The 12,405-nt window shown below is 65.8% G+C and carries 8 protein-coding genes; 1 reads left to right on the forward strand and 7 read right to left on the reverse strand.

The window, feature by feature from the left end; genetic code table 11:
• Positions 1-4 precede the first annotated feature (4 nt).
• Genes metH through ACN9M2_RS05675 form a run of 3 tightly spaced genes read right to left on the reverse strand, consistent with a single transcriptional unit; the run spans position 5 to position 4,723 of the window.
• Positions 5-2,704 carry a methionine synthase gene (gene metH / locus ACN9M2_RS05665; RefSeq protein WP_426287161.1) on the reverse strand — a complete coding sequence of 900 codons (2,700 nt, stop codon included), beginning with the start codon at positions 2,702-2,704 and terminating at the stop codon, positions 5-7.
• A complete protein-coding gene (locus ACN9M2_RS05670) occupies positions 2,701-3,783 on the reverse strand; it encodes a homocysteine S-methyltransferase family protein (RefSeq protein WP_426287162.1) in 1,083 nt (360 codons plus the stop codon). Before ACN9M2_RS05670 ends, metH begins: the two co-directional genes overlap by 4 nt.
• Before the next feature lie 13 nt (positions 3,784-3,796).
• Positions 3,797-4,723 carry an ArsR/SmtB family transcription factor gene (locus tag ACN9M2_RS05675; protein WP_426287163.1) on the reverse strand — a complete coding sequence of 309 codons (927 nt, stop codon included), beginning with the start codon at positions 4,721-4,723 and terminating at the stop codon, positions 3,797-3,799.
• Between the two features lie 168 nt (positions 4,724-4,891).
• Between ACN9M2_RS05675 and ACN9M2_RS05680 the strand changes: the two genes are divergently transcribed.
• Positions 4,892-6,052: an acyl-CoA dehydrogenase family protein gene (locus tag ACN9M2_RS05680; protein ID WP_426287164.1), complete on the forward strand. Its 1,161-nt coding sequence runs from the start codon at positions 4,892-4,894 to the stop codon at positions 6,050-6,052.
• A gap of 33 nt (positions 6,053-6,085) precedes the next feature.
• Here the strand turns inward: ACN9M2_RS05680 and ACN9M2_RS05685 are convergent, their stop codons facing one another.
• The 4 genes from ACN9M2_RS05685 to ACN9M2_RS05700 all read right to left on the reverse strand — a co-directional run bounded on the left by ACN9M2_RS05685 (position 6,086) and on the right by ACN9M2_RS05700 (position 12,226).
• Complete coding sequence (locus tag ACN9M2_RS05685; RefSeq protein WP_426287165.1) at positions 6,086-6,469, reverse strand: VOC family protein; 384 nt, start codon at positions 6,467-6,469, stop codon at positions 6,086-6,088.
• A 568-nt stretch (positions 6,470-7,037) separates the two neighbouring features.
• Positions 7,038-10,334: a multidrug efflux RND transporter permease subunit gene (locus tag ACN9M2_RS05690; protein WP_426287166.1), complete on the reverse strand. Its 3,297-nt coding sequence runs from the start codon at positions 10,332-10,334 to the stop codon at positions 7,038-7,040.
• A gap of 12 nt (positions 10,335-10,346) precedes the next feature.
• Positions 10,347-11,573, reverse strand: coding sequence for an efflux RND transporter periplasmic adaptor subunit (locus tag ACN9M2_RS05695; RefSeq protein WP_426287167.1), 1,227 nt, complete (start codon positions 11,571-11,573; stop codon positions 10,347-10,349).
• Positions 11,570-12,226, reverse strand: coding sequence for a TetR/AcrR family transcriptional regulator (locus ACN9M2_RS05700; RefSeq protein ID WP_426287168.1), 657 nt, complete (start codon positions 12,224-12,226; stop codon positions 11,570-11,572). The genes ACN9M2_RS05695 and ACN9M2_RS05700 overlap by 4 nt, the downstream gene beginning before the upstream one ends.
• Positions 12,227-12,405 lie beyond the last annotated feature (179 nt).

Here is a 12,405-nt window from a genome sequence, read left to right on the forward strand (position 1 = left end):
CACTTCAGTCGGGATCGTAGTCGAGGTAGGGGGCTAGCCAGCGCTCGGCTTCGCGGCGTTCCCAGCCCTTGCGCCGGGCGTAGTCCTCGACCTGTTCGCGGCTGACCCTGCCGACCACGAAGTACTGGCTGTCGGGGTGGGAGAGATACCAGCCGGACACGGCGGCCGTGGGATACATGGCGAAGCTGTCGGTGAGCTGGATCGTCGTGTGTTCGGTGGCCTGCAGCAGGTCGAACAATGTCCGCTTCTCCGAATGCTCCGGACAGGCTGGATAGCCCGGCGCCGGGCGGATGCCGCGATACCGCTCCGCGACCAGGGCGTCGTTGTCCAAGGCCTCGTCGGGCTGATAGCCCCAGAACTCCTTGCGCACGCGTTCATGCATGCGCTCGGCGAAGGCTTCCGCCAGGCGGTCGGCCAGCGCCTTGAGCAGGATCGAGGAGTAGTCGTCGTGCACTGCCTCGAAGCGGGCCACGTGCTCGTCGATGCCGATGCCCGCGGTCACCGCGAAACCGCCGATCCAGTCCTGCACGCCGCTGTCCTTCGGCGCGACGAAATCCGATAGGCAGAAGTCCGGACGATCCGCGGGCTTGTCCACCTGCTGGCGCAAGTGGTGCAGGACGGTCATCGCCTTACGCTTGCCGGTGCCCGCGTCGGCGTACACCTCGATATCGTCGCCCGACTGCGCGGCGGGCCAGAAGCCGATCACGCCCTTGGCCGTGAGCCACTTCCCTGCGATGAGCTTGTCGAGCATCGCTTGCGCATCGTTGTATAGCTCGGTGGCCTGCGGCCCGACGATCTCGTCGTCGAGGATGGCCGGGAACTTGCCCGCCAGCTCCCACGCGTTGAAGAACGGCGACCAGTCGATATAGCCGCGCAGTTCGGCAAGGTCGTAGTCGTCGAACACGGTGACGCCGGGCGCGCGTGGCGTGGGTGGCGTGTAGGCCTGCCAGTCGCCCGTGTAACGCTGGGCGCGGGCCTTCGACAGGGGCACCAGTTGCTTGCCCGCGCCGCGACTCTTGTGGCGATCGCGCACCTCCGCGTACTCGGCGCGCACCTTGATCATGAACTCGTCGACGAGGTCCTTGCTGACCAGCGACTGCGCGACGCCGACGGCTCGCGAAGCATCCTTCACCCACACGGTGGGCGACTTGTAATGCGGTTCGATGCGCAGCGCGGTATGCGCGCGCGAGGTGGTCGCGCCGCCGATCATCAGCGGCACGCGGAAGTCCTGGCGCTCCATCTCGCGGGCGACCTGGCTCATTTCTTCCAGCGAAGGCGTGATCAGGCCGGAGAGGCCGATGATGTCGGCGTTCTCGGCGCGCGCGATGTCCAGGATCTTCTGGGTCGGTACCATCACGCCGAGATCGATCACCTCGAAGTTGTTGCACTGGAGCACCACGCCGACGATGTTCTTGCCGATGTCGTGGACGTCGCCCTTGACCGTGGCGAGCACGATCTTGCCGTTGTTCTTGCCGGCGTCGCCGGAGCGCAGTTTCTCTTCCTCGATATAGGGAATCAGGTGCGCCACGGCCTTCTTCATCACGCGTGCCGACTTGACCACCTGGGGGAGGAACATCTTGCCGGCGCCGAACAGGTCGCCGACCACGTTCATGCCGGTCATCAGCGGGCCCTCGATCACGTCGAGCGGACGCCGGGCGACGAGGCGCGCTTCTTCCGTGTCTTCCACCACGAACTGGTCGATGCCGTGGACGAGTGCATGGGTCAATCGCTCGACGACAGGCTTGTCACGCCAGGCGGCGGTTTCCACGGCTACCTCGCCCTTGCCTCCCTTGTAGCGGTCGGCAATTTCGAGCAGGCGTTCCGTGCCGTCCGGACGACGGTTCAGCACCACGTCTTCGACGCGTTCGCGCAGTTCCTCCGGCAGATCGTCGTAGATCGCCAGCGCACCGGCGTTGACGATGCCCATGTCCATGCCCGCGGCGATCGCGTGGTAGAGGAACACCGAGTGGATCGCTTCGCGCACCGGGTTGTTGCCACGGAACGAGAACGATACGTTGGAGACGCCGCCGGATATATGCGACGAGGGGAAGCGCTTCTTCAGCTCACGCGTCGCCTCGATGAAATCCACCGCGTAGTTGTTGTGCTCCTCGATCCCGGTGGCGATGGCGAAGATGTTGGGGTCGAAAATGATGTCTTCCGGGGGGAAGTCCAGCTCGTTCACCAGCAGTTCGTAGGCACGCGAGCAGATCTCGATCTTACGTTGCTTCGTGTCGGCCTGGCCGGCCTCGTCGAAGGCCATCACGACCACGGCGGCGCCATATTGGCGAACCTTGCGCGCATGGTCGAGAAAGGCGGCTTCGCCTTCCTTCATCGAGATGGAATTGACGATGCCCTTGCCCTGCATGCAACGCAGGCCGGCCTCGATCACGCTCCATTTCGAGGAATCCACCATGATCGGCACGCGGGCGATGTCGGGCTCGGAGGAAATCAGGTTGATGAAGCGGGTCATCGCCGCTTCGGAATCGATGAGGCCCTCGTCCATGTTCACGTCGAGGATCTGGGCACCGTTCTCCACCTGCTGGCGGGCCACGTCCACGGCTTCCTCGTAGCGGCCCTCCTTGATCAGCTTGCGGAACTGGGCCGAGCCGGTGACGTTGGTACGTTCGCCGACGTTGATGAAGTTCAGGTCCGGCGTGAGGACCAGCGGCTCGAGGCCGGACAGGCGCGTGTATCGAATGCTCATGCGGCTTGTGCGGTGTCCTGGGAAACGCGCGGCGGGTAGGGCGCCACGGCGGCGGCGATCGCCGCGATGTGCGCGGGCGTGGTGCCACAACAGCCGCCCACGATATTGATGAGGCCGTCGGCGGCGAAGCCACGGATGGTTGCGGCCATGCTTTCCGGTGTCTCGTCGTACTCGCCGAAGGCATTCGGCAGTCCGGCGTTCGGGTGCGTGCTGACGGCACTGCCGGCGATGCGCGCGAGCATCTGCACGTGCGGGCGCAGGTCGTCGGCGCCAAGCGCGCAGTTCAGGCCTACCGACAGGGGCTGGATGTGTTCCACGGAATAAAAGAACGCCTCGGCGGTCTGCCCGGAAAGCGTGCGTCCGGAGCGATCGGTGATCGTGCCCGAGATCATCACGGGCACGCGCGCACCGAGTTCGTTGAACAGTTCGCTCAGCGCGAACAGCGCGGCCTTGGCGTTGAGCGTGTCGAAGATCGTCTCGACCATGATCGTATCCGCGCCACCTTCGATCAGGGCGCGCGCGGCTTCGACGTAGTTCGCGGTCAGTTCCTCGAAGGACACGTTGCGGAAACCCGGATCGTTCACATCGGGCGAGATCGAGGCGGTGCGGCTCGTCGGCCCGAGGACGCCGATGACGAAGCGCGGCTTGTCCGGCGTGCGCCGGGTCATCTCGTCGCAGGCCTCGCGGGCGATGCGCGCGCCTTCGCGGTTCAACTCGGGCACGAGGTGCTCCAGGTGGTAATCGGCCTGGCTGACGCGCGTGGCGTTGAACGTGTTCGTCTCGACGAAATCCGCGCCGGCTTCGAGGTATGCCATGTGCACGCCGCGGATGATGTCCGGCTGGGTCAGCAGGAGCAGGTCGTTGTTGCCTTTGAGGTCGCACTCGCCGGGATGGTCATGGCCGTGTTCGTGCGTGCTGTCGTTGCCGCCTGCGAACCGCTCGCCACGGTAGCCGGATTCGTCCAACTGGTGCCCCTGGAGCATGGTGCCCATGCCGCCGTCGAGGATCATGATGCGTTCGGCGAGGCCCTTCTGGATCAGGGCGACACGATCGGGATGGAGCCAGGGAAGGTTTTTCATGGCGTATCTCCGCTCAGGGCTTGCGCGCGAGAAGACTGATGACTTCGAAATGCGGGGCGCGACGCTCGCGGCTCAGTCGCTCGCAGCTGACCACGTCCAGCCCGGCCTTCCGCGCCATGGCCGTGAGGCCGTCGCAGGTGAAACCGAGGTTGCGATGGTCGAAGGGCTCGACGACGGCACGATGGTCGTGTTCGCCGAGCGTGGAAACGAGCAGGCGTCCACCCGGTTTCAGCACCCGGGTCACCTCGTCGAAGACCTTTTGCGGCTGCTCGGAATAGGTGAGGGCGTGTAGCAGCAGGACAAGATCGAACTGCCGGTCGCCCAGGTCGAGCGCGTGCATGTCGCCCGTGCGTACGTCGACGTTGGTGAAGCTCGACAAGCGCTGGCGTGCCGCGTCGACGACGCGCTCGGAGCTGTCGATGCAGACGATGGAATGCGCATGCGGGGCCAGCAACTCGGCGGTGACGCCATCGCCCGAGGCGATGTCGAGCACGTCGCCCGTGGCGAGCAACTGCAGCAGCGACCGGGCCAGCGTTTCCCACGTGCGTCCGGGTGAGTAATGCCGCTCCATGTCGCCGGCGACCGTGTCCGCCCAGCCTTCGGCGCGGGCGCGCTGCGCCAGTACCGCGGGCAGGCGTTCCGCGTCTTCGCGCAGCAGGGCGTCGCTCAAGGTGTCGCGCAGGGAAGCCACCAGGGCGGCGAGGGTGGGGTCCGCCTCGGCGTTGGCGCGATAATAGGCGGACACGCCGGCCCGGCGATCGCGTACCAGTTCCGCCTCTTTCAGCTTGGCCAGGTGCGTCGACACACGAGGCTGGGCGAGATGCAGCACGGCCGCCAGTTCCGCGACCGTCAGTTCCTCGCGATCCAGCAGGGCGAGCAGGCGGACGCGGGTGGGATCGGCCAGGAGCCGAAGCACCGTGGAGGCCGTCGACAGGTCCATCCAACATCCTTATATCGCGATACAGAGATACCTAGGATGCGGCCAGCGTGCCCGGGCGTCAAGGCCATGTTGCAGTGCACGGAGGCATCGACTCGAACGGTCGTTACAATGGTGGGCTTGTCTCCACCCCAAGACTTTGCCGCCCGTCAGGCCGGCGCGAGGAACACCATGGATTTCCGCTTTACCGACGACCAGCTGTCGATCCAGTCCATCGCCCGCGATTTCGCACAGAAGCGGATCGCTCCCGTGGCCGCCGAATTCGACGCCAAGGGCGAATTTCCGCTCGAAAATATCCAGGAAATGGGCCAGCTGGGCCTGATGGGCATCGAAGTGCCGGAAGCCTACGGTGGCGCGGGCATGGACCCGGTTTCCTACGTGTTGGCCATGGTCGAGATCGCCGCGGCCGACGCCGCCACGTCCACGATCATGTCGGTGAACAATTCCCTGTTCTGCAACGGCATCCTGAAGAACGGCACCGAAGAGCAGAAGCAGAAGTACGTGCGCGCCATCGCCTCGGGCGAGGCCATCGGCGCCTATGCGCTCACCGAGCCGCAGTCCGGTTCGGACGCCTCGAACATGCACACCCGCGCGGTGAAGAACGCCGACGGTGACTGGGTCATCAACGGCAAGAAGAGCTGGATCACCTCCGGCCCCGTCGCCCGCTACATTGTCTTGTTCGCCGTGACCACGCCAGGGATCGGTGCGCGCGGTGTTTCCGCCTTCATCATCGATACCGCGCGCGAGGGATTCCTCGCCGGCAAGACCGAGCCGAAGCTCGGCATCCGCGCGTCGGCCACCTGCGAGATCGAATTCCACGACTACGTGTGCCCCAAGGCAGACATGCTGGGCGAAGAGGGCAAGGGCTTCGCGATCGCCATGGGCGTGCTCGACGCAGGCCGCATCGGCATCGCCTCGCAGGCGGTCGGCATCGCGCGTGCGGCCTATGAGGCAACGTTGCAGTGGTCGCGCGATCGCAAGGCGTTCGGCCACCCGATCGGCACGTTCCAGATGACCCAGGCCAAGATCGCCGACATGAAGTGCAAGCTCGACGCGGCCCTGCTGCTGACGCTGCGCGCGGCGTGGACCAAGGCGCAGACCGACAAGAACGGCGGTCGCTTCGGCACCGAGGCCTCGATGGCCAAGCTGGTCGCCTCCGAGGCCGCGATGTGGATCACCCACCAGGCCGTGCAGATCCACGGTGGGATGGGCTACTCGAAGGAAATGCCGCTGGAGCGCTACTTCCGCGACGCGAAGATCACCGAGATCTACGAAGGCACCAGCGAGATCCAGCGCCTCGTGATCGCGCGCGCGGAAACCGGGTTGCGCTGACGCCCGGTCTTCCGTCGTCCAGGGATGGACGGCTCAGGCGGAATGAAAGACCGCCTCGATGTTATGGCCGTCCGGGTCGAGCACGAAACCGCCGTAGTACCCCGCGTGGTAGTGCGAGCGTGGTCCCGGTGGACCATTGTCCCGGCCGCCCGCGGCGAGCGCAGCCTCGTGGAACGCACGGACCAGCTGCGTCGACGCGACGCGGAAGGCGACATGCACGGGCGGTTGGTTCGGTTCGCCCTTGTAGATCCAGAAGTCGGGCTTGCCGCCTTCGCCAAAGCCGGCGACGTCGGTGCGACCGGTGACGGATGCGGGGAAGATCGCCAGCAGTTCGTAGCCGATCGCCCCCAGCGCCTTCTGATAGAAGGCCTTGCTGCGTTCGAAGTCGCTGACGGTGACGCCGGTGTGATCGATCATCTGTGACTCCTGATAGGGCGAGTGCTGCCGTCCGCGCAGCTTATCCGCATTCCCGTCATGACTTCACGTGCGCCTTTCGGCTCGGCTTCGCCCTCGCGTTGGGTGTGTGTCGCGGGGAGCCGTCGGCCGCCACCCTCGTCGCTCCGGTTGCACCGTCGCTCGGGAAGGGAGGCCGCTGCGCGGCCATGTGTGATGGCTGGCGCCCCGTCGCGCCCGGAGCGCCGGGCGGGGTTTTCGATTCGCCCTCCGTGGCTCAGCGAAAACGGCCGGCCGTCCAGGCCGGCCCCCTGCGGGCCTTTTCGCCCGGCGCTCCTCGGTTCCACAAGTCGCGACGAGGGTGGCGGCCGACGGCTCTCTGCGCACTGAGGTGTCATGTGGCACAAGCAACGCCCGCGATCCAGACAGCTCCCCATCGCTCTGGTGGGGAGCCGACTCTGTCGACGATGGGTACTTGCCTCAACCAGGCCCGCTGTCGCGGGATCGCCGACAAGGTCGGCTCCCACCAGAGCGGAGTCGGCTTCCACCGGAAGTACAAAGAAGAAGCCCGGCTTTCGCCGGGCTTCTCTTGTTACGGTCGATCGGTTCCGCGTCGCGGGTCCGAGTCGAAGGCGGTGACGTCGCCTACGTTCGGGGCGTGTGGCCCGACGTTGGGCGAGGGGCTTCCACCGTGCGGGCCGTCCGGATCGCCGCCGTGGTGGGGCATCTTGCCGGACACTTCGTCCAGCTTGTCGCCCAGCATGCGGCGAACGCTGACGTAGAACACCGGGATCAGCAGCAGGCCGAGGAAGGTGGCGAACAGCATGCCGCCGATGACGCCCGTGCCGATCGCGTGACGGGAGTTGGCACCCGCGCCGGTGGAGATCGCGAGCGGGAACACGCCGAGGATGAAGGCCAGCGAGGTCATCAGGATGGGGCGCAGTCGCAGTCGTGCGGCTTCGATCACGCCTTCGCGCAGCGTCTTGCCCTCCTGCTGCTGCTCCACCGCGAATTCCACGATCAGGATCGCATTCTTCGCCGCCAGGCCGATGACGGTGATCATGCCGATCTTGAAGTAGATGTCGTTCGGCAGGCCACGCAGCATCGAGAAGACCACGGTGCCGAGGATGCCCAGTGGCACCACCAGCAGCACGGAGACCGGGATCGACCAGCTCTCGTACAGCGCGGAGAGGCAGAGGAACACGATCACGACCGACAGCGCCAGCAGCATCGTGGACGAATTGCCCGAGAGGATTTCCTGGTACGACTGGCCCGTCCAGTCGTAGCCGAAGCCCTTGGGCAGTTTGTCGTTGACGATGCCTTCGACGATCGCCATCGCCTGTCCGGTCGAGTATCCCGGCGCCTGGTTGCCGACGATTTCCACCGCGGAATAGCCGTTATAGCGGTTGAGCGTGGGTGCGGCCATCGTCCACTTCGAACTGACCACGCTGGACAGCGGGATCATGGCGTTGTCCAGCGCCGTCGAGGCACTGGCGACCGTCGACGAGGTACTCGTGCTGGTCGAGGAAGCAGCCAGGGTGCTCGGCGTGAAGATGTGCTGGAAGGCGTCGGTGCCCATGCGGTAGGGCGCATCCGCCTGCAGCATCACGCGCTTCACGCGTCCGCCGTAGGAGAAGTCGTTGACGTACACCGGGGCCAGCGTGAGCTGGATCGCGGTATAGATGTCGCTGACCGAGAGGCCCATCGTCTGCGCCTGCGTGCGGTCCACCTGCAACTGCAGCAGCGGCGCGTCTTCGAGCGTGTTCGGACGCACGCCCACCAGGGCGGTGTTCTGCGCGGCCGCACCCAGCAGCATGTTGCGGGCCTGGGTCAGTTCATCGCGGGACTGACCGGCACGCGCCTGCAGGTACATGTCGATACCGCCGAACTGCGAGAGGCCGCGGATCGTCGGCAGGTTGACGACAAAGATCGTGGCATCGCGCACGGCCTGCATCTTGCCGTTGGTCTGCTGGATGAACTCGGTGGCCGTGAGGTCACGTTTGTCCCAGTCCTTCAGGCGGATGAAGACCATGCCGACGTTCTCGCCCTGGCCCACGAAGCTGAAGCCCGAGATCTGGAAGATACCGTCGACGGAGACATCCTTGAGCAGGATGCCGCGCATGTCGGTCATCACCTTCTCTGTGCGCGCCAGGCTGGAGCCCGGCGGCAGCTGCACGATGGCCAGTGCGTAGCCCTGGTCCTCGTCCGGCACGAAGCTGGTCGGCAGGCGGGTGAACAGGAAGCCGCACAGCACGGCGATCAGTACGAACACCAGCATCCAGCGGGGCGCGTGGCGCACCGCACCGCCGATATGACCGGAGTACGTGTGCTGCACCCAGTCGAACACCTGGTTGAACTTGCGATAGACGATGTTCTTCTTCTGGCCGTGTTCGTGCCGGAGGATCGTGGCGCACAGCGCCGGCGTGAACGACAGGGCGAGGAAGGCCGAGAAACCCATCGACACCGCGATGGTCAGCGCGAACTGCTTGTAGATGATGCCCGAAGCGCCCGGCTGCAACGCCGATGGCACGAACACGGCCGCCAGCACCACGGTGATCGCGATGACGGCACCGGTGATCTGGCCCATCGCCTTGCGCGTGGCTTCCTTCGGCGACAGTCCTTCCTCGGACATGATGCGTTCGACGTTCTCGATCACGACGATCGCATCGTCCACCACGATACCGATCGCCAGCACCATGCCGAACAGGGTCAGCTGGTTCACCGTGAAGCCGAGTGGCGACAGGCCCAGGAAGGTGCCGAGCAAGGCCACCGGGATGACCAGGGTGGGGATGATCGTGGCGCGGAAGTTCTGCAGGAACAGCAGCATCACCAGGAAGACCAGGATCACCGCTTCGACGAGGGTGTGCACCACTTCCTCGATCGAGATCGTCACGAACTTGGTCGTGTCGTACGGAGCGAACCAGGTCACGCCTTCGGGGAAGCTGCGGGACAGCTCGTCCATCTTGGCGCGCACGGCATTGGCCACGTCCAGCGCGTTGGCGCCGGGTAGCAGCTGCACGCCGAACGAACCGGTGGAGGTACCGTTCCACTGCGCGTTGAAGCCGTAGGTCTGCGGACCCAGCTCCACGCGGGCCACGTCCTTCAGGCGCACGACGGTGCCATCGTTGTTGGCACGCAGGATGATGTCCGCGAATTCCTCGGGCGTGGTGAAGCGCCCTTCCGCCGAGACCGTGGCACTGAAGCCCTGGCCGTTCACGGCGGGGTCGGTACCGATCGAGCCGGCGGCGAACTGCACGTTCTGCGTGCTGAGCGCGTTACGCAGGTCGCTGGCCGACAGGCCGTAGCCACGCAGCTTGTCCGGATTCAGCCAGACGCGCATGCCGTACTCGGCACCCAGCTGGCGCGTGCTGCCCACGCCAGGGATACGGGCGATCTGGTCGAGCACCTGCGAGGAGACGATGTCGGTCAGGCGGTTGCCGTCGATGGCCGGGTTGGTCGAGGTCAGCGCGATGAACATCAGGAAGTCGGGGTTGGACTTGGCCACCACGACGCCCTGCTGTGTCACTTCCGAAGGCAGGCGCGGCGTCGCGAGCGAGACCTTGTTCTGCACCTGCACCTGGGCGATATCGGGGTCCGTGCCGGTCTCGAAGGTCAGCGTCACGGTGGCCGTGCCGCTGGAGCTTGAGGCGGAACTGAAGTAGAGCAGGTGGTCGATACCCGTCAGCTGCTGCTCGATCACCTGGGTCACGGTCTTTTCGGTCGTGTCCGCGCTCGCACCCGGATAGGTCGCCGTGACGACGACCTGTGGCGGGGCGATGTTCGGATACGACTCGATACCCATGTTCAACAGGGAGATCGTGCCGCAAAGGCTGATGAGGATCGCCACGACCCACGCGAAGATGGGGCGGTCGATAAAGAAACTCGGCATGAGAGAACTCCCTTACTGCTTGCCGGCGGGGGCGGCCGCGGCAGGGCCGCCCTCGGCCGGAGCCGGGGTTGCCTGCGCGGGCGATGCCTTCACCGGAGCGTTGTCCCGCGCCTTCGGCAGGCCCTGGACAATGATCTGGTCGCCTGGTTTGAGACCGCCGGTGACCACCCAGTTGGAGCCGCTGAGGCGGTCGGTCTTGACCGGACGGCGCACGGCGGCCGAGGGCACGGTGATGTCCTTGCCGGACTGCGGGTCCTTCGTATGGCCTTCGCCGACGACCATGACGTAGGCGTCGTTCGCGTCGCGCAACACGGCGGCCTGGGGCACCAGGAACACGTTGTGCAGGTCGCCGAGGGTGGCCTTCACCGTCACGAACTGGCCCGGTAGCAGGCGCAGGTCGGGGTTGGCGAGCTGCGCGCGGAGGTTCACCGTGCCGGTCTGCGGATTCACCGTGGCCGAGGAGAAGTCGAGCACGCCTTGTTCACCGAAGTCGGAGCCATCGGGCAGCTGGATGCGCACGGTGGCCTTGTCCGTCGGCGAGAGCGTGGCGGCGCCGTTGGCGGCGGCGCGGCGCATGGCGTCGAGGTCGGCCACCGACACGCTGAAGTTCACGTACACCTTGTCGATCTCGTCCACCTGGGTGAGCAGGGTGGTATCGCTCTGGCCGACGAGGGCGCCTTCGGTCACCTGCTGCTGGCCGGCGCGGCCGTCGATCGGCGAGACCACGTCGGTGAAGCCGAGGTTGATCCGCGCGGACTGGACGTTGGCCTCGGCCTGCTTCACCGAGGCGAGCGCCGTGCGCTCATTGGCTTCCGCCGTGTCGAGGTCCTGGCGGGATACGTAGTTCTTGCCGATCAGGCCGCGCGCGCGATCGGCCTGGGCCTTGCTGTTGACCGCCGTGGCGCGGGCGGAGGCGAGCACGGCCAGCTGCGAATCCAGTTCGGCCTTCAGCGGCTGCGGATCGATCTGGAAGAGCTTCTGTCCGGCCTTGACGTCCGTACCTTCCTCATAGAGGCGGTGAAGGAGGATGCCGGGCACGCGTGCGCGCACATCGGCGGTGCGGAACGCCGAGACACGGCCCACCTGGTCCTGGACCAGCGGAGTGTCCTGGGGCTGGGCCGTGATGACGCCGACTTCCGGCGGAGGCGGCTGCTGGGGAGCTTCCTGCTTGTGGCAGGCGGCAAGCGCCGCGGCGAGGCCGAGGGCCAGCAGGGACGAGCGCAGGGGCAGGGGATTCATGAGAACTCCGTTCCTTTTCCAGGTTTCTTGTTCGTTCGCGCCGGCTCATCCGGCAGGATGTCGTACGCGTGCATAAATACTGTTACCGCGTGCCTGGCCCAGTCGTCCTGTGCCTTTCGGCCTCTTGCACGGACCCCGAAGAGACGGCGATCCCCTTCCAGCCCGTGCAACATGGACAGGAACAGCTCCGCGGCGACGCCCGGGTCCTCGCGGCGCATGTGACCGTGGTCCATGGCCTCGGCCATGCATCGCGCGAGCCGTACCGCGACCGTGTCGATCGCGGTACGGAAGAACGTCCTCGCCGCTGCCGGAAAGCGCGGCGCCTCCGCGATCAACATACGCCCCAGGGCCACGTGCGCATGGTCCATCACATAGGTCTGGTGCGCCTCGGCCAGGGCATGGAGCATGTAGGCCAGACCGCGACTTTCGGGGGCAAGGCTCGCGTGGAGGGGCAAGACGAGTTGTTCGACGGCGGCGTGGAACAGGTTGTCCTTATTGTCGAAGTGCGCATACACGGTTTGCTTGGACACACCCGCCTCGCGTGCCACGGCTCCCATGCTGACGCGGTAACCATCGCGCAGGAACAACGAACACGCCGCCTGGAGCACCCGCTGCTGATGGTCCGATGCCGGGCGGGTCTCCAGGTGCGACATTAGCTATACCTGCTGGACTATACCGTCCAGTTTAGAATTACCTTTCCCCAGCGTCAACGGGCATCCCGCACATTCGCGCCCGAATTGTTGCAATGCACGGAACGGCCGGGGTGCCCGATAAGCCCGCTTTCTCGAAATGGGGCGACGAGGATGCCGCAACGCGGTGAAAAAACGGCAAC

This window comes from Luteibacter sp. E-22, from assembly GCF_049913125.1.
GTDB lineage: Bacteria > Pseudomonadota > Gammaproteobacteria > Xanthomonadales > Rhodanobacteraceae > Luteibacter.